The organism is Pseudonocardia sp. ICBG601 (assembly GCF_020496245.1).
Map to the genome: position 1 here is coordinate 213,913 of NZ_JAHLJA010000002.1, position 18,071 is coordinate 231,983.

Here is an 18,071-nt window from a genome sequence, read left to right on the forward strand (position 1 = left end):
CGGGATCGGGGGATCCCGGCCCGTCGGGGGGTACCGGACCGCGTGTTCAGTGACCGGACGGTAGCGAATGTCCCGTGATGTCCGATCTTCGCGGACCGTTCGTGGCGACGACCGCACCCGGCCGTGCGACGAGTGGCGCGGATCGGGCACCCCGGACGTCTTTACCCGACCGGACGTTCGGTGCAAAAGTAGCGCGGTCCGGGACACCGCCGTCCCGGGTCAGGGGAGGACGCATGACCGAGCAGCAGGCCGGGCCCGGCGCGGGCCCGACGAGTGCCGCCGACACGACCGGCTCCGCGCCCGCGCAGGTGCGCCGGGTCGCCGCGACGAGCGCGATCGGCACGACGATCGAGTGGTACGACTTCTTCATCTACGCCACGGCCGCGGCCCTGGTGTTCAACAGCCAGTTCTTCACCACGATGTCCGCGGCCTCGGGCACCCTGGCCGCGTTCGCGACCCTCGGGGTCGGCCTGGTGGCGCGTCCGCTCGGCGGCATCGTGTGGGGGCACTTCGGCGACCGCCTCGGCCGCAAGAAGATGCTGGTCTTCTCGCTGCTGCTGATGGGCGTGGCCACCGTCGGCGTCGGCCTGCTGCCCACCTACGGCCAGATCGGCGTCGCGGCGCCGGTGCTGCTCGTCGTGCTGCGCCTGCTGCAGGGCCTCTCGGCGGGCGGTGAGTGGGGCGGCGCCGCGCTGATGGCGGTCGAGCACGCCCCGCCCGGCAGGCGCGGGCGCTACGGCTCGTTCCCGCAGATCGGGGTGCCCGCCGGGCTGATCCTGGCCCAGCTGGTGTTCCTCGTCGTGTCCAACCTGACCACCCCCGAGCAGTTCGCCGCGTGGGGCTGGCGGATCCCGTTCCTGCTGTCGATCCTGCTGGTCGTCGTCGGGCTCGTGATCCGGCTGCGGGTCGAGGAGAGCCCGGTGTTCGCGATGCTGCGGCAGAACCGCGGCCGCAGCCGCGCCCCGATCCTGGAGGTGTTCCGGCACCGTCCGCGCGAGCTGGTGCTGGCCTCGGTCAGCTTCGTCGCGAACAACGCGATCGGCTACATCTTCCTGGCCTACCTGCTCTCCTACGGCACCCAGGTGCTCGAGGTCCCGCGGAACACCATGATCGTCGTCGTGATCATCGGCTCGCTGAGCTGGCTGGTCAGCATCGTCGCCGGCGCGATCTGGTCCGACCGTGTGGGCCGCAAGCGCGCCTACCTGGTGGGCTCGGTGCTGCTCGTGGTGTGGCCGGTGCCGTTCTTCCTGCTGCTCGACACCACCGGGTTCGCCGCGATGGTCGTCGCGGTCGTCGTGCTCACGGTGGGGCTGGGCCTGTCCTACGGCCCGCAGTCCGCGTTGTTCGCGGAGATGTTCGAGGCACGCTTCCGCTACAGCGGCGCCTCGTTCTCCTACGCCGTCGGCGCCGTGCTGGGCGGCGGGTTCGCACCGCTGATCGCCGCCGCGCTGCAGCAGGGCTACGGGACGTCGATGGCGGTCGCGGCCTACATGGTAGTCGTCGCCGTGATCTCGCTGGTCGCGGTCCTGCTCATCCGGGAGACGCACCGCCCGGACGCGCCCGCCCGGCTCTCCTGACGACGACGGCGCCCCGGACCTGGTGTCCGGGGCGCCGGAGCGGCCTAGATCGAGCGGTGCCGGCCGTTGCCGAGCGGGGCCGAGAGGTCCCGGGCCCGGCGACGCCCGGCCACGGTGCCCTCGGCGGGCCGCTCGTCGACGGTGCCGGGGCCGCCGGAGGACATCGAGCGGGCCTGCTCGGCCAGCTCGCGGGTCACGCAGGGCCAGGTGGCGCTGACCCCCGTCGCGTCCCGGCACTCACGGCAGAAGCCCTGCGCGTCGGGGGTGTGTTCCGCCAGGGTCCGCTCCAGCAGATCCGGCATCTCGGACAGGATGTTCGCGAGTGCCACGACTCACCTCCAGGTCGAATGCGGGCGACAGTAGTGGTCGGGTTCACCCGCCCCCGGCGGGGCGGGGGGCCCGTCGGCCGGTGTCCGCCGATCCACTCAGGACCCGGTGTTCGCGCTGCTCGCGGGGGGTGTGCGGGATCGCACCGGGGCTCTCCGGCGGTCCGGCCGCCCGGTGTGGCGCCGCCCCGTCGGCACAGGGCGGCCCCGTCCGCTCGGTGAACCGTGTCACCGATCGGCGACCGGTGCCGGCGACACGACGACACGCACCACTGCTGCGCCGGACGTGTGATCGGATCACCCGTCGTCGCCGCCGGACGGCCCAGTGGGCCACCCCCGTCCGGACCCGGGGCGCTGCGGCGTCCGCGTTCGCGCCCCGTGACCGGGCCGCGCTCAGCCCTCCGGGACCTCCCGCTCGATCTCGTCCAGCCAGATCGTCGCCGACAGGTCCGAGGGTGCCCGCCAGTCCCCGCGGGGCGACAGCGCGCCGCCCGCGGACACCTTCGGCCCGTTCGGCAGCGCGGAGCGCTTGAACTGCGCGAACTGGAAGAACCGCCGCGCGAAGACCTGCAGCCAGCGCCGGATCTCGGCGGGGGAGTAGGCGGGCCGCTCGTCGTCGGGGAACCCGGGCGGCCACTGGCCCGCGGCGGCGTCGGACCAGGCGTGCCCGGCCAGGAACGCGATCTTCGACGGCCGGAAGCCGTGCCGCAGCGTGTACCAGAGCGTGAAGTCCTGCAGCGCGTACGGACCGACGGTGGCCTGGCTGGACTGCACCTCGGTCGTCCCGTCCGAGGGCACCAGCTCCGGGGTGATCTCGGTGTCGAGCACCGAGCGCAGCACCGCCGACACCTCGGGCGGGAACTGCTCGGAGGAGATCACCCAGCGGATGAGGTGCTGCATCAGCGTCTTCGGCACGCCGCCGTTGACGTTGTAGTGCGACATCTGGTCGCCGACGCCGTAGGTGGACCAGCCGAGCGCGATCTCCGACAGGTCCCCGGTGCCGAGCACGATCCCGCCGCGCTGGTTCGCCAGCCGGAACAGGTAGTCGGTGCGCAGCCCGGCCTGGACGTTCTCGAAGGTGACGTCGTAGACGGGCTCGCCCCGGCCGAAGGGGTGGTCGATCTCCGACAGCATCGTCCGCGCGGTGCCGGTGATGTCGATCGTGGCGAAGGTGACGCCGAGGGCCTCGGACAGCGCGACGGCGTTGTTGCGGGTGTGGTCGGAGGTGGCGAAGCCGGGCATGGTGAAGGCGAGGATGTCGGTGCGCGGGCGGCCGAGCCGGTCCATCGCCCGCGCCGCGACGATCAGGGCGTGGGTGGAGTCGAGCCCGCCGGACACGCCGATCACGACCTTCGGCTGGCCGATCGCCCGCAGCCGCTGCTCCAGCCCGGCGACCTGGATCGAGTAGGCCTCGAAGCAGTCCTGCTCGAGGCGCGCCGGGTCGGCGGGCACGAACGGGAAGCGCTCCACGGTGCGGCGCAGGCCGATGTCGTGGCCGGGCGGGTCGAGCCGGAACGCCACCGTGCGGAAGGCGTCGGTGCGGGTGGCGTGGGTGCGGCGGTTGTCGTCGAAGGTGCCCTGGCGGCGCCGCTCGCCGGCGATCAGGTCCAGGTCGACGTCGGCGACCGCGTGCCGCGCGCCCTGCGGGAAGCGCCCGGACTCCGCGAGCAGCACGCCGTTCTCGTAGATCATGGTCTGGCCGTCCCACGAGACGTCCGTGGTCGACTCGCCCTCGCCCGCGGCGGCGTAGACGTACGCGGCCAGGCAGCGCGCCGACGCCGAGCGCGACAGCAGGTGCCGGGTGTCGGCCCGACCGACGGTGATCGGTGAGCCGGACAGGTTCGCCAGGACCGTCGCCCCGGCCAGCGCCGCCTCCGCCGACGGCGGGATCGGCACCCAGTAGTCCTCGCAGATCTCGGCGTGCAGCACGAAGCCGGGCAGGTCCTCGGCGGCGAACAGCAGGTCCGTACCGAAGGGCACGTCGGTGGCGCCGAGCCGGATCGTGGCGCCGCGGACGTCGTCCCCGGGGGCGGTCTGGCGGCGCTCGTAGAACTCGCGGTAGGTCGGCAGGTAGGACTTCGGGGCGACGCCCAGGATCCGGCCCCGGTGGATCACGACCGCGCAGTTGTAGAGGCGGTGGCGGTACCGCAGCGGTGCCCCGACCACGAGGACCGGCAGCAGGTCCGCCGTCGCCTCGACGAGGGAGAGCAGCCCGGTCTCGACGGTCTCCAGCAGCGTGTCCTGCATCAGGACGTCCTCGATGGAGTAGCCCGAGAGCGTCAGCTCAGGGAACACCACCAGCCCGACGCCGTCGTCTGCGCAGGTCCGGGCGGTCTCCAGCACGGCGGCGACGTTCGCGGCCGGGTCGGCCATCGTGGTGTGCAGGGTCGCCGCGGCGGTGCGCAGGAAGTGGTGGCGGTAGACGGAGCGGAAGTCCACGCCGTCATTCTGACCGGTGGGTGGTCAGCTCCGTCGACCCGCCAGCATCCGCGCCGCCGCGCAGGCGACCCCGGTGGCGACGAGCAGCCCCAGCAGCACCGCCCAGCCCGCCCCGACCGAGCCGCCGGCCAGCACGACCCCGAGCGAGCCCAGCCACGCCAGCGGCACCAGCAGCCACAGCGCCAGGCCGTGCAGCACCTTCGGGATCTCCCCGACGCCGGCCGCGATCACGATCCACACCACCCCGGCGAGCAGCCCGCCGACGAGCAGCAGGGTGCCGACTCCCTCCCAGACCACGTGTGTCTCCTTCCTAGGGGTCGGGCACCGGCAGCACGCGCTGCGGCACACCGGGCCCGTCGTCGATCGTGACACCCGCCGGCGTCGCGGGCGGGGCCAGCGGCCCCAGCAGGTGCGCACCCAGCCAGTCCACCAGGTCCGGCAGCTGCGCGCGGACGGCGTTCTGGTTGTGTCCGCCACCCGGGTAGAGCCGGGTGTCGACGGTCACCGGTGGCGCGGCGGCCGCGCGGATCCGGTCCGCGGCGGCCCGCTCCTCGGGTTCGTCGGAGCCCGCGGTGACCAGCATCGCCAGCGGCGCGGGCCGCTCGCCCAGCAGCGCGACGACGTCGTTGGCGGCGGCCAGGTCGGGCCGCCCGGCGAACAGCTCCCCGGTGACGACGTCGTCGGGGGTGCGGTCGTAGCCGCTCTGGCTGACCGCGAGTGCGTAGGTGCGCGGGTGGCGCAGCGCCAGGTTCATCGCGCAGTAGCCGCCCGAGGACCAGCCGGCCAGCGCCCAGGCGCCGCGGTCGGGCCGCACCCGCAGGTGCCGGGTCGTCCAGTCGACGAGGTCGGTGGTCAGGTAGGTGTCGTCGGCCGCGCCGTGCTGGGCGTCGACGCACTCCTGGTCGTGGCCGAACCGGGGCTCGCCGTTGATGTCGGGGATGACCAGCACGACCGGCGGGATGCGGTGCGCGGCGATGGCGGCGTCGAGCACGTCGGGCACCTTGAACAGGGCGGCCACCTCACGGGGCTCGCCGGGGAACCCGGGCAGCCACTCGACGACCGGGAACCGCGCCCGCGGGTGCTCGGTGTAGCCGGGCGGGAGGTAGACGTCGGCGTCGCGGTCGATGCCGGACACGGCCCCGTGCAGGGTCATGTGCAGCGTGGAGCCCAGCCCCTGCGCGGAGCGGGCGGCGACCAGCGGCATCGCCGCGTCGAGGCCCGCACCGTCCGGGCCGATGTCGGCGACCGAGCCCTCGCCGGGGTCGGGGGAGGACCCGATCAGCGAGCCGACGGTGGGGAAGAAGCCGCCGAGCAGGTTCGCCCCGGCCCCGGCGGCCGCGAGCACGGCCACGGCCGAGACGGCCACGAGCAGCGTCCGGGCCACCCGGCGCAGCCGGTGCCACGCCCCACCGGTGAGGACGAGCAGCAGCACCGCCGCGACCGTCGGCACGACCACCGCCGCGACGACGTCGAGGCGCAGCTCGGAGGCGTGGATCACGGCGCCGCCCCCGCGCGGACCCGGCTCACCGGCGCAGCAGCCGCAGCAGCGCCGGCGGGCGGCCGCCGAAGCCCTCGGCCTCGAGCACGACGAACAACACCCGCGGCAGGTCGCGGACGGCGGGGAACAGCACGTAGCGCGGGTACCAGCTCGGGCGGAACTTCGCGTTGAACCGGTAGAGCGAGTCGATCTGCCACCAGCGCGACGCGATCCGCAGCACCCTGGCCCAGCCGCGGGCGACCGGTCCGGCACCGATCCGCTCGCCACGCTCCAGGGCGGAGCGGAACATCGCGAAGTTCAGCGACACCCGTTTCACGCCGTGGTCCTTCGCGGCCGCCATCAGCTCGGCGATCATCAGCTCGTTGATGCCGTTGTCGGCGTCGGCGTCGCGGACCATGAGGTCCAGCGAGAGCCCGTCGCGGCCCCAGGGGACCAGCTGCAGCATCCCGGACGGCTCGCCGTCGCGGAGCGCGGTGACGATCACCGCGTCCGGGTCGGAGGGGTCCGCGACGCGCGAGGACGCCATCGAGAAACCGCGCTCGTCCTCGGCGCCGCGCCAGCGGTGCGCGCGCTCGGCGACCCGCATCCGTGCGGTCTCGTCGAGGTCCCGCAGCCGCGTCACCTCGACAGTGTGCCCGCTGCGCTGCATCCGGTTGACGGTCTGGCGGACCCCGCGCATGGGGCGTCCGTCGAGGCTGAACGACGCCGTCTCCAGCACCGCCTCGTCGCCGAGCTCGAGGGCGTCGAGACCGGCCTTGGACCAGGCGGTCGCGCCGCGCTCGGAACAGCCCAGCACCGCGGGCGACCAGCCGTAGCGGGTGCAGATGCCGAGGAAGGCCTCGATCGCGCCGGGCCACGCGCCGACGTCGCCGACGGGGTCGCCCGAGGCCAGCGCGACCCCGGCGAGCACCCGGTAGGACACCGCGGACTTGCCGCCGTGGGCGAACACCGCGGCCTTGTCACGGCGCAGGGCGAAGTAGCCCAGCGAGTCGCCGTCGCGCTGGTCGAGCAGGGCGCGCAGGCGCTGCTCGTCGTCGGGGTCGAGCGACGGGCGCGGCTCCGGCGAGCGCAGCAGGTGGTACCCGGCGACGACGAGCGCGACCACCCCGAAGGTCAGCCCGATCGCCGAGGTCAGGTCGTCGAGCCACACGGCGCGCTGCTCGAACTCGACCGGGCCGGTCACCCCGATCAGCGACAGCGCCGCGTGCGCGGCCTGCGCCGCGATCGACGGGTCGCCGACGAGCCGGCGCGGGTTGAGCGCGAGCAGCACCCAGACGATGAGGAAGCCGGATAGCCCGAACTGCAGCAGCGACCGGACCGACCGGCCGAGCCCGCCCGGGTCCTGCCGGGCGACGAAGTAGCGGCGCGTCGCGATCAGCGCCGCCAGCAGCGCGACGACCAGCACCGCGGGCCCGATGCCGCGCCGCTGGTCCAGCACGTGCAGCAGGTTGACCACGACGAGGAACGTCGTCGTCGCGGTCGCCACCCACCAGGCGCGCTGCTTGCGCCGGCGCAGCCCGGTGGCCAGCAGCAGCAGGCCGACCCCGGCGAGCGCGGTCACGACCAGCGACGCCAGCCCCAGCCCCGCGGGCAGGCCCAGGGTGCTGCGCAGCTCGCTGCCGATGACCCGGCGGGGCGCGGGCAGCACCGCCGCGACGACGGTCAGCGCACCGACGATCCGGGCCGCCCACACCACGGCGCGGACGACGGCGGCCTCGGACAGCCGTCGTCTGCGGGCCTCCGGGTCCGGCGCCGGGGCCGCTCCGCGGGTGCGGACGTCCCCGTGCTCGTCCCGGTGCTCGTCCCCGGTCGTCCCGGGCGGGCCGGAGCCCTCAGAGCCCGTCACGCGTTCCTCCTGTCGATTCCGTCCCCGGTGGCGGACCACCGGCGACGCCCGAACGGGCCACCGGACCCGGCAGCCGGGCGCCGAGCGCGTCCAGCTCCGCGGCGACGACGTCGGCCGCCGGTGTCCCGGGCGCCGCGGTCACCGACCCCGACGCTAGCGCCGGGCCCGGCGGCGGCGCGCCCGGCACCGGGTCATCCTGCGTCGCCGCGGTGCGCACGACGACCAGGTCCAACGGATCGGGCGAACCGGACGCGGGGGCCGGGCAGCCGTCGCCGCCGGGTGGCCCGGCCGCCGTCGCGACGTCGGCGCGCTCGGCGAGCGCCCGGCCCAGCGGGCACCCGGGGCCCTCGGGCGGACCGGCGAGGGCCCACGCGGCCCGGTCGGTCCGCAGCACCGGCGAGCCGGCCGCGACGGCGGCGGCGCGCAGCCGGGACACCGGCACCCGGTCGGTCCACAGCACCACCACGGCCGGCATCCGGCCCGCGGTGACCGCGGCGTCGACGGCGGCGTCGACCGCGGCCGACCCGTCACCGGGTCCGGTCCACACCAGGACGGGGTGGGCGAGGTGGTCGTCGTAGCCGGGCGGCAGGTGCACGGGCACGTCGACGCCGTCGACGGTCAGCACGGTGTCCCGGCCGGGTCCGGTGACCGGCGGGGCGGGTGGCGCGGGCAGCCCGCCGCGGTCCGGTCCGGCGGCCAGCGAGGCGGGCGTCGGGTAGAAGCCGAACCAGGCGTTCGTTCCCACCGCGAGGGCGAGCACGACGAGCGCGACCACGGCCGGCAGCGCGGCCGCCCGCACCGCGGGCCGCCACCGGGCCCAGCGGCGTACGAGCAGTACGAGGGTGAGCGCGGCCGTGCCCGCGACGGCGGTGACGGTGACGGCCGACCCGAGCGGGAGCAGTGCGGTCCCGGCGAGCACGTCACCACGATTCCACGCCGGTTCCGGGGACCCGGCGGCGGGATGATCCGTCCCCGTCGTCGGGAACGTCCTAGATCAAGTCCAGAACAGACCGTCCCAAACATGCCGTCCGGGGTCGCCCGCGACGGGAACGCGCTACACCCAGCGTTGTCGCACAAGCGATCCTGTGCGGCCGGGTGGATGACGGCGGTCACACGGACGACGGGGAACGGGGCATCCGCCGCATGCCGGGGCGGTTCCGGGCCGACCCCACCGGTGTTCGACAGCATTCGCACCGAGCCACGGAGGACAGCAGCATGATCACGAAGGACATGACCCGGGAGCTCATCGGTCGTCAGGTCGTCGACAACCACGGCGAGAAGGTCGGCAAGATCGGCCAGATCTACCTGGACGAGCGCAGCGGTGACCCGACCTGGGCCACGGTCAACACCGGGCTGTTCGGCACCAAGGAGAGCTTCGTGCCGCTGCAGAACGCCGACGTGCACGACCGCGACGTCGCGCTGGGTGTGGAGAAGAAGGCCGTCAAGGACTGCCCGCACGTGGGCCGCTCCGACGAGCGCCTGACCGGGTCGGAGGAGGACGAGCTCTACCGCCACTACGGCATCGGCACCGGCAACGGCCGCACCGACGCCCGCCACGCCACCGGTGAGCGCACCGACCGCGACCGCACCGCCCGTACCGGCGACGACGCGATGGTCCGCCACGAGGAGAACCTGCGCGTCGGCACCGAGACCGAGGAGACCGGCCGCGTCGCGCTGCGCAAGTACGTCGTGACCGAGGACCAGACCGTCACCGTCCCGGTGTCGCACGAGGAGGTCCGCCTCGAGCGCGAGCCGATCGACGGCACCGAGGCGAAGGCCCGCCCGGGCGCCATGGGCGAGGCCGAGCACGAGGTGACCCTGCACCGCGAGCGCCCGGTCGTCGACAAGACCACCGAGGCCGTCGAGAAGGTGCGCCTCGGCACCCGCACCGTCACCGAGGACGAGAAGGTCTCCGACACCGTGCGCAAGGAGCGCATCGAGGTCGACGACCCGCAGCACGCCCTGCCCCGCGACGAGCGCCGCAGCTGAGCGACGCACCGCGCCACCGGCGCGTCACCGGAGCCCGTACCTCGGGCCCGGTGACGCGCCGGGCCCATCTGCGGGCCCGGCCGCCGCGAGCCGCACGGTGAAGCACGCACCGCCCTCCGGTGCGGGGCCCGCCGTGACGGTGCCGCCCATCCGGGTGACCAGGCCGTGCGCGAGTGCCAGGCCGATCCCGCCCAGCCCGACCGGGCGACGGCCGTCGTAGCGGTCGTGGAGCAGGCCCCGTTCGAAGGCCACCGGGTAGTCCTCCGGGGCCAGGCCGGGGCCGCCGTCACGGACCTCGACCGCGCCGTCGCCGTGGACGGCGAACACCACTGCGGCCCCCGGCGGGACGACCCGCACCGCGTTCTCGGCGAACCCGTCGAGGACCTGCCGCAGCCGGCGCGGGTCGGCGAGCACCGGCCCCACGTCGCGGGCGGTCTCGGCGCGGAACGCGATCCCGGCCCCCGCGCACCGTCCGCGCCAGACCTCGGCCGCCTCGTCCACCAGCGCCACCGGGTCGACGATCTGCAGGTCGACCCGGACGTCGTCGGCCTCCAGCCGGGCGAGGTCGATGAGGTCGGCGACCAGCCGGTCCAGCCGCAGTGCCTCCCGCACCATGACCTCGCCCGCCCCCGGCACGTCGTCGCCGGTGACCACGCCGTCGGCGAGGGACTCGGCCAGCCCGCGGACCGCGGTCAGCGGGGTCCGCAGCTCGTGGGACACCGAGAGCAGGAACCGGCGCTGACGCCCCTCGCTGCGGGCCAGCGCGTCGGCGAGCTCGTTCACCGCGGCGGCGACGTCGGCGACCTCGGCCGGGCCGCGCACCGGCACCCGCACGTCGCGCGCGCCGTCGGCCAGCTCGCGGGCCGCCCGGGCGGTGCGCCGCAGCGGACGCGCCAGCACGGTGCCGGCACCGGCGCCCACGAGGATCGCGGCCAGCGAACCGGCCAGCAGCGCGAACCCGAGGGTGCGCCCCAGCAGCGGGCTGCCCAGCGGCCCCCGCTCCGGGGCGCGGACCAGGGCGAACGCCGACCCGGCCGCCGGGCGGGCCTCCACCACCCAGCCGGTCCCGTCGGCGGTGACGACCGCGGACACCGGCCGTCCGGCCAGCGCCCGCGCCGCGCCCGCGCGTTCCAGCGCCCGGGCCAGCACCGGGTCGGCGACCGGGTCCGGCAGCACGACGACGGCGATGTCCTGCCCCCGCAGCAGCGGCTCGACCGCGGCGAGGGGGACACCGGCGTCGAGCTGCCGGGCGACGACGTCGGCCTGCTGGGCCAGCGCCTCCTGGGTGACCTGACGCGCGGTCCGGTCGACGAGCACCAGCGTCACCACCGAGCTGACCAGCACCGCGAGGAGCGCGACGAGCAGGCAGGCCAGCGCGACCCGCCACGCGGTGCTGCGCCGGCCGGTCACCGGCCGACCTCGGCGGCGTAGCCGACGCCGCGCACCGTGCGGATCGGGCAGTCGCCACCGAGCTTGCCCCGCAGCTGCGCGACGTGGACGTCGACGGTCCGGGTGCCCGCGTGCGCGGCGTACCCCCACACCGAGGACAGCAGCTGCTCGCGGGAGAACACCCGGCCCGGGTACCGGGCGAGGTGGGCGAGCAGCGCGAACTCGGTCGCGGTCAGGGCGACCTCGTGGTCGTCGACCAGGACCCGGCGGGTGACGGTGTCGACCCGGACCCGGCCCAGCACGAGCGGGCCCGGTACGGGACCGGTGCCGCGGCGCAGCACGGTGCGCAGCCGGGCCATCAGCTCGCGCGGGCTGAACGGCTTGACCACGTAGTCGTCGGCGCCGATCTCCAGGCCGAGGACCCGGTCGACCTCGTCGTCGCGGGCGGTGACGAACAGGACGGGGGTCCAGTCGTCGTCGGCGCGCAGGCGGCGGCACACCTCGATGCCGTCGAGGCCCGGCAGGCCGACGTCCAGCACGACCGCGACCGGCCGGTGCCGGCGGACCAGCTCCAGCGCCGCGGACCCCTCGGCCGCGGTGAGCACGGAGAACCCGTCACGGCGCAGGTACAGGCCGATGAGGTCGACGATGGCGGGCTCGTCCTCGACCACGAGGACGAGCCCGCGTCCACCCGGGCTGGTCTCCACAGGGGCGATCCTGGCACCGCCGGGCCGGGGACCGGTCAGGAACCGCCGCAGTCCGTCTGCTGGACGTGCTCCAGCTGGCCGCGCAGCGTCCCGAGTGCGCTGGTCCGCCCGGCCTGGTCCGAGATCCGGGCGGCGAGCACGTCGGCCTCGGCGGTGTGCCCGGCCGTCCGGGCCGCCTGCTCCCGCGCCTGCATCCAGGCCGTCGAGCCCTTCACGGTGGCGTCGCCACCGATCCGGGTGGTCTGCTTGTCGATCCGGGCGATGGCGTGCGGCAGCCGGTCGCACGTCTTCGTGTCGGCGGCATTCGTGGTGGCCGGTGCCGAGGTACCGGAGGCCGCCGAGGCCACGCCCGCGCCGGTGGCGAGCAGTGCCGTGGCCAGTGCGGCGCCCGCGGCGCCGGTGATCCACTTCGTCCTGGTCCGCATCGGGTTCCTCCTGTCGAGCCCGGCCGGTGCGGCCGGGACCTCACCGACGGTGCTCCCCGTAGATCAGGACCGGGTGCTGCTCGTGTTCGGATCCGGTAAGGGCGCCGGGACCGGGGAGGCGAGCAGGGCGAACGCCGTCCGGAGCGCCCCGGCGGCCTCGGCGACGGCCTGGCGGGGCCGCACCCCGATCCCGAGCGAGGTCGCGAAGCCGTGCACGAGGTCGGGGTGGCGGCGCAGCGTCGCCGGGACGCCCGCCTCCCGCATGCGGGTGACCAGGTGCTCGCCCTCGTCGCGCAGCGGGTCGAACCCGGCGGTCGCGACGTAGGCCGGCGGCATCCCGGACAGGTTGCCCTCGGCGATCCGCAGCCGTGGGTCGTCGCGCATCGCCTCGGGCACGTACCAGCCGGCCATCGCCGCGATCGCCTCGCCGGTGAGCAGGAACCCGTCGCCGAACAGCTCGCGTGAGCGGGTGTGCCCGTCGAGCTCGGTGACCGGGAAGAACGCCAGGCAGAACACCGGACGCCCGGCCGGGTCGGCGCCGTCGCGGCTGGTCTCGCGGGCCACCGTCAGCGCCAGGCTCGCCCCGGCGGAGTCCCCGCCGACCGCGATCCGGCCCGGGGCCGCCCCGAACTCCTCCGGGTGCGCCGTGACGTGCGCGAACGCGGCCAGGCAGTCGTCGACGGCGGCCGGGAACGGGTGCTCGGGCGCCAGCCGGTAGTCCACCGACAGCACCCGGGCGCCGGACTCGGCGGCCAGCGTCGCGCACAGCTCGTCGTGGGTGTCCAGGTCGCCCGCGACGAAACCGCCGCCGTGCACGTAGACGAGCAGCGCGCCGTCGACGACGTCGGGTCCCGGCGGCGGCACGTACAGCCGCGCCCGCAGGTCGGCGACCGCGCCGGGGACCGTGCGGTCCTCGCGGCGCACCCCCGGCTCCTCGGGCCCGGCGACGACGCGGTCGACGAACGACTGGCCCGCCCGCATCTGCTCCGGCGGCGGGACCGGCTGCGGCCGGCGCGGGGTGAGCAGCCGCAGCAGGAGCTGGATGTCGAGGTCGAGCTGCTGGCCGTCGCGACGGACGGGCGGGCCGGCGATCGCCCGCTTCACCGGCTTCGGCAGGGCCAGCACACCGCGCAGGGCTCCTCGTGCGACACGTACCCGATGATCCACGGTGACCTCCCGCGTGTACCCGATCTTCACCCTCGATTGTGGCACCGGGTGCCGTTGCGTGCCGCTCGTCGCGGCACGGATCACCCGCCGCTGCCGTTTCGCAACCTTCGTCCCCCGTTCCCCGGCGGACGGGTGCTCGTTCAGCCCAGTGGAGATCATCTGCGGAGGGGGACGGGCATGAGGACGAGGCTGCGTGCGACGGTCGTGGCGGGGGTGGTGGCGGTCGTCGCGGCGGTGGTCGCGGTGCCGCAGGCACTGGCCTCGCCGGACGGACCGGGGGGCGAGGGTGCGCCGGGTGACGTCGTGTCCGCGGAGCGGGTCCTCACCCCGACGGTGCCCGCCGCGACGGCGACCCGGATCCTCTACCGCAGCCTCGACACCGACGACCGGCCGATCACGGTGAGCGGGATCGTCCTCACCCCGCTCGTCCCGGCGCCCGGGCCGACCCGGGTCGTCGGCTTCGCCGCGGGGACCCAGGGGCTCGCCGACCGCTGCGCGCCGTCGCGGCAGCTGCAGGCCGGTACCGAGTACGAGGCCCCGGCGATCGGTGCGCTGCTGACCAGCGGCTACACCGTGGCCGTCACCGACTACGAGGGCCTGGGCACGCCCGGCGAGCACACCTACGTCAACCGCGCCGCGCAGGCGCACGCCCTGCTCGACGTGGCGCGCGCCGCCCAGCGGGCCGGTGTCGGCGTGCCGGAGGACGCCCCGACCGCGCTCTACGGTTACTCCCAGGGCGGTGGCGCGTCGGCCGCCGCGGTCGAGCTGGCCCCGGAGTACGCCCCCGAGCTGAACCTCGTCGGCGCCTACGCGGGCGCGCCGCCGGCGGACCTGCGTGCGACCGGCCGGGCCCTGGAGGGCGGCCCCGCCGTCGCGCTGCTCGGCTACGCGGTGTCCGGGTTCGACGCCGCCTACCCCGACCTGGGGGTGCAGGACCTGCTCAACGACCGCGGCCGGCAGGTGGTCGCCGAGCTGCGCGAGCAGTGCACCCAGGACTCCGCGCTGCGCTACCCGGGCCTGCGTTCGGAGTCGCTGTCCGCCGACGGACGCCCGATCTCGGCGTTCCTCGACGAGGAGCCCTTCGCGAGCCGGGTCGACGAGCAGCTGATCGGGCGTCGCACCCCCGAGGCGCCGGTGCTGATCGTGCACAGCGTCGCCGACGACATCGTGCCGTTCGGCCAGGGCGAGGAGCTCGCCGAGCGCTGGTGCGCCCGCGGCGCCGACGTCGAGTTCCGGCCGTCGCCCGTCCCCGGCCACCTCGGCGGGTACCCGGAGGGGCAGGCCCGTGCGCTGGCGTTCCTGCAGGCCCGCTTCGCCGACCTGCCGACGACGCCCACCTGCCGCTGACAGCCATGGCGGGAGTCCCTCCCGCCATGGTCAACGTATAACGCAGCGGGGGACTTGCGGCAAGACCCGGTGGCCGCGCCAGACTCTGCGCCCGGCGCCGTGACCTGCGGCGTCGTGGTGACACGGGGGTGGGCGTGCACGGGGTGCTGCTGCAGTTGGGCGAGGTCGGCCGGGACCGGCTCGCCGTCGTCGGGGGGAAGGCCGCGCACCTGGGGGAGCTGACCCGGACGGCGGGGATCACGGTCCCGGGCGGCTGGTGCGTGACCACCGGCGCCTACCGGGCCGTCGTAGAGGGTGCGCCCGGGTTCGACGCGTTGCTGGACCGCCTGGCCGGCCTGCCCGCCGACGACGCCGACGGGCTCGCCGCGGTCGCCGCCGAGGTCCGCGGGCTGGTGGCGTCCCGGCCGGTCCCCGACGACGTCGCGGCGGCGGTCGCCGCGGCGGTCGGTCGGTCCCCGGCCGGGACGGCGTGGGCGGTGCGCTCCAGCGCGACCGCCGAGGACCTGCCGACGGCGTCGTTCGCCGGGCAGCAGGACTCCTACCTGAACGTGGTGGGCGCCGACGCCGTGCTCGACCGGGTGCGGGACTGCTGGGCGTCGCTGTTCACCGACCGCGCCGTGGCCTACCGCCGGCGGCGCGGCCTGGATCACCGCGCCGTCGCGATGGCGGTGGTGGTCCAGGAGATGGTCGTCCCGGACGTGTCCGGGGTGCTGTTCACCGCCGACCCGGTGACCTCCGACCGGACCGCGACCGTCGTCGAGGCGGTGCCCGGGCTCGGTGAGGCACTGGTGTCCGGGCTGGTCGCGGCGGACGGGTGGACGGTGCGCGACGGCACCGTCGTCGACCGGCGCGCCGCACCGCGGACCGTCGCGGTCCGGCCCGCGCCCGGTGGGGGCATCCGGACCGAGCGGCTCGGCCCGCACGACGACTCCCCGCTGCTCACCGACGACCAGGTCCTGGAGCTGGCGCGCCTCGGCCGCACGATCGAGGCCGGGCTCGGCGGCCCGCAGGACGTCGAGTGGTGCCTGTCCGGCGGCCGGTTCCAGGTCGTCCAGAGCCGCCCGATCACCACGCTGTTCCCGGTCCCCGACACCGACGACGACCGCCTCCACGTCTACCTGTCGGTCGGCTACCAGCAGATGATGACCGACGCGATGCGCCCGCTCGGGCTGTCGTTCTGGCAGATGACGACGCCGCGCCCGATGGCCGAGGCGGGCGGGCGGCTGTTCGTCGACGTCACCGCCGCGCTGGGCACCCTCTCCGGTCGCGACGGCCTGCTCGCGGTGATGGGCCGGTCGGACCCGCTGATGACCGACGCGCTGCGCACCGTGCTCGACCGCGGCGCGGTCCCGCTCGGCGAGGACCCGGCGACGCCCGCCCCGGTGCACGGCGCGCCGACCTCCGAGCCGCTGGACCCGGACCCCGCGCTCGTCGCCGAGCTGGTCGCCGAGGTCCGGGCCTCGGTGGCGGACGCGGCCCGCAGGATCTCCGGCCGCGTCGGGCCGGAGCTGTTCGCCGCCGTCCGCGCGGACATCCCCGAGCTGCGGGCGCGGCTGAACAACCCGCGCAGCACCCGGGTGTTCATGACGGCGATGGACGCGGCGTACTGGATCGACGAGCACGTCGGCGAGTGGCTGGGGGAGCGGCCGTCGGACGTGCTGACCCGGTCGGTGCCCGACAACGTGACCTCGCAGATGGGGCTCGCGCTGCTCGACGTCGCCGACGCGGTCCGCCCGTACCCGGCGGCGGTGGCGCTCCTGCGCGAGGGACGGGAGGACGTGCTCGACGCGCTGGGGTCGGTCGAGGGCGGCACGGTGGCCCGCGACGCGATCGTCGGCTGGCTCGACGCCTACGGGGCCCGCTGCGTCGGCGAGATCGACATCAGCCGGCCGCGGTGGCACGAGCGCCCGGCCGCGCTCGTGCCGCTGATCCTCGGCCACGTCGACGGCGAGGAGCCCGGCGCCGGGCGCCGCCGGTTCGAGCAGGGCCGCCGCGAGGCCGAGGCCACCCGCGACGACCTGCTGGCCCGGCTGCGGGCCGGGACCGACGGCGAGGCACGGGCCGCGCGGACGGCGCTGATGATCGACCGGCTGCGGACCTTCATCGGCTACCGCGAGTTCCCCAAGTTCGGCATGGTCTCGCGCTACGCGGTCTACCGGGCCGCGCTGCTCGCCGAGGCCGACCGGCTCGTCGCCGCCGGGGTGCTCGACGACCGCACCGACGCCTACTACCTGCGGTTCGACGAGCTGGAGCAGGTCTCGCGCACCGGGCACGCCGACCTCGCGCTGGTGCGCGCCCGGCGGGCGGAGTTCGCCGCGTACGAGGCGCTGACCCCGCCGCGGGTGCTGACCTCCGACGGCGAGTGCCTGCAGGGCTCCTACCACCGCGACGACGTGCCGCCCGGAGCGCTCGCCGGGCTCGCGGTGTCGGCCGGGACGGTCGAGGGCCGCGCCCGCGTCGTCGCCGACCTGTCCGGCGCCGCACTCGAACCCGGGGACGTGCTGGTCACCACCTACACCGACCCCAGCTGGTCACCGGCGTTTGTGACGATCGCCGGGCTGGTCACCGAGGTCGGCGGGCGGATGACCCACGGCGCCGTCGTCGCCCGCGAGTACGGCCTGCCCGCCGTGGTCGGGGTCGAGGACGCGACCCGGCTGATCCGGGACGGTCAGCGGGTCCGGGTGGACGGCGGGAGCGGGCTGGTCGAGATCCTCGGCTGAGACATGTCGAGAACCGGGGACCGGCTCCGTCCCCGGGACGGACGCGGCCACCGGGGCCGCGCGATCGGGAGGACATCATGAGCGTGCTGCGGATGGACAACGTCGGCGTCGTCGTCACCGACCTCGACGAGGCGGTCGCGTTCTTCGGCGCGCTCGGCCTGGCGGAGGAGGGCCGGGCGACGGTGGCGGGCCCGGACGTGGACCGGCTGGTCGGGCTCGACGGCGTGCAGTGCGACATGGCCGTCGTGCGGACGCCGGACGGGCACGGCCGGCTGGAGCTCATGCGGTTCGGGTCGCCGTCGTCGCCGGCCGGGGACCCGGGCGCCGCGGTGAACGTGCTCGGCATCCGGCGGATCATGTTCGCGGTCACCGACGTGGCGGAGACCCTCGCCCGGCTGCGCGGGCACGGCGCCGTGCCGGTCGGCGACGTGGTGCCGTTCGGCGGGGCGCACGTGCTCGCCTACGTACGGGGACCGGACGGCATCCTCGTCGCGCTGGCCGAGGAGACCGGCTGACGGAGACCGGCTGGCGGAGACCGGTCGACTGCGGCCGGTCGGCCCTCGGCCGGCCGGCCCCGGTTCTTGACAGCGGCGCCCCTCCCCGTCACTCTCTTGCACCGTGAACCTGTCAGACAGCCAGAC

15 protein-coding genes are annotated in these 18,071 nt (G+C 75.6%); 5 read left to right on the forward strand and 10 right to left on the reverse strand.

Going from position 1 to position 18,071, the window contains the following annotated elements; translation table 11 throughout:
* Positions 1 to 233 precede the first annotated feature (233 nt).
* A complete protein-coding gene (locus tag KPL57_RS01095) occupies positions 234 to 1,577 on the forward strand; it encodes an MFS transporter (protein ID WP_226350032.1) in 1,344 nt (447 codons plus the stop codon).
* Between the two features lie 44 nt (positions 1,578 to 1,621).
* Here KPL57_RS01095 and KPL57_RS01100 read toward each other — a convergent pair whose 3' ends face one another.
* From KPL57_RS01100 to KPL57_RS01125, 6 genes are all read right to left on the reverse strand, one after another.
* The gene (locus KPL57_RS01100) at positions 1,622 to 1,906 is read right to left on the reverse strand and encodes a hypothetical protein (RefSeq protein WP_208820499.1); all 285 of its coding nucleotides are present in this window, start codon (positions 1,904 to 1,906) and stop codon (positions 1,622 to 1,624) included.
* Positions 1,907 to 2,296: 390 nt separating this feature from the next.
* On the reverse strand, positions 2,297 to 4,342 hold the full coding sequence (locus KPL57_RS01105; protein WP_226350033.1) for an NAD(+) synthase: 2,046 nt from the start codon (positions 4,340 to 4,342) through the stop codon (positions 2,297 to 2,299).
* Positions 4,343 to 4,366: 24 nt separating this feature from the next.
* The gene (locus KPL57_RS01110; protein WP_073578537.1) at positions 4,367 to 4,639 is read right to left on the reverse strand and encodes a hypothetical protein; all 273 of its coding nucleotides are present in this window, start codon (positions 4,637 to 4,639) and stop codon (positions 4,367 to 4,369) included.
* A 13-nt stretch (positions 4,640 to 4,652) separates the two neighbouring features.
* Positions 4,653 to 5,840: an esterase family protein gene (locus tag KPL57_RS01115; RefSeq protein WP_226350034.1), complete on the reverse strand. Its 1,188-nt coding sequence runs from the start codon at positions 5,838 to 5,840 to the stop codon at positions 4,653 to 4,655.
* 25 nt (positions 5,841 to 5,865) lie between these two features.
* Positions 5,866 to 7,563: a phosphatidylglycerol lysyltransferase domain-containing protein gene (locus KPL57_RS01120; RefSeq protein ID WP_226350622.1), complete on the reverse strand. Its 1,698-nt coding sequence runs from the start codon at positions 7,561 to 7,563 to the stop codon at positions 5,866 to 5,868.
* 109 nt (positions 7,564 to 7,672) lie between these two features.
* Positions 7,673 to 8,605, reverse strand: a complete 933-nt coding sequence (locus KPL57_RS01125; protein ID WP_226350035.1) for a hypothetical protein — start codon at positions 8,603 to 8,605, stop codon at positions 7,673 to 7,675.
* Positions 8,606 to 8,901: 296 nt separating this feature from the next.
* On the opposite strand from KPL57_RS01125, the gene KPL57_RS01130 reads away from it, so the two are divergent.
* The gene (locus tag KPL57_RS01130; RefSeq protein WP_226350036.1) at positions 8,902 to 9,675 is read left to right on the forward strand and encodes a DUF2382 domain-containing protein; all 774 of its coding nucleotides are present in this window, start codon (positions 8,902 to 8,904) and stop codon (positions 9,673 to 9,675) included.
* A 24-nt stretch (positions 9,676 to 9,699) separates the two neighbouring features.
* Here the strand turns inward: KPL57_RS01130 and KPL57_RS01135 are convergent, their stop codons facing one another.
* From KPL57_RS01135 to KPL57_RS01150, 4 genes are all read right to left on the reverse strand, one after another.
* Complete coding sequence (locus tag KPL57_RS01135) at positions 9,700 to 11,085, reverse strand: HAMP domain-containing sensor histidine kinase (RefSeq protein ID WP_226350037.1); 1,386 nt, start codon at positions 11,083 to 11,085, stop codon at positions 9,700 to 9,702.
* The gene (locus tag KPL57_RS01140; RefSeq protein ID WP_226350038.1) at positions 11,082 to 11,771 is read right to left on the reverse strand and encodes a response regulator transcription factor; all 690 of its coding nucleotides are present in this window, start codon (positions 11,769 to 11,771) and stop codon (positions 11,082 to 11,084) included. Before KPL57_RS01140 ends, KPL57_RS01135 begins: the two co-directional genes overlap by 4 nt.
* Before the next feature lie 35 nt (positions 11,772 to 11,806).
* On the reverse strand, positions 11,807 to 12,196 hold the full coding sequence (locus KPL57_RS01145) for a hypothetical protein (RefSeq protein WP_226350039.1): 390 nt from the start codon (positions 12,194 to 12,196) through the stop codon (positions 11,807 to 11,809).
* Between the two features lie 63 nt (positions 12,197 to 12,259).
* Positions 12,260 to 13,321, reverse strand: a complete 1,062-nt coding sequence (locus tag KPL57_RS01150) for an alpha/beta hydrolase (RefSeq protein ID WP_226350040.1) — start codon at positions 13,319 to 13,321, stop codon at positions 12,260 to 12,262.
* 219 nt (positions 13,322 to 13,540) lie between these two features.
* Here KPL57_RS01150 and KPL57_RS01155 point away from each other — a divergent pair, with 219 nt between their 5' ends.
* The 3 genes from KPL57_RS01155 (at position 13,541) to KPL57_RS01165 (ending at position 17,945) form a co-directional block, all read left to right on the forward strand.
* Complete coding sequence (locus KPL57_RS01155) at positions 13,541 to 14,710, forward strand: lipase family protein (protein WP_226350041.1); 1,170 nt, start codon at positions 13,541 to 13,543, stop codon at positions 14,708 to 14,710.
* A 143-nt stretch (positions 14,711 to 14,853) separates the two neighbouring features.
* Positions 14,854 to 17,430: a rifamycin-inactivating phosphotransferase gene (gene rph, locus KPL57_RS01160; RefSeq protein ID WP_226350042.1), complete on the forward strand. Its 2,577-nt coding sequence runs from the start codon at positions 14,854 to 14,856 to the stop codon at positions 17,428 to 17,430.
* Positions 17,431 to 17,507: 77 nt separating this feature from the next.
* Positions 17,508 to 17,945, forward strand: coding sequence for a VOC family protein (locus KPL57_RS01165; protein WP_226350043.1), 438 nt, complete (start codon positions 17,508 to 17,510; stop codon positions 17,943 to 17,945).
* Positions 17,946 to 18,071: the final 126 nt, after the last annotated feature.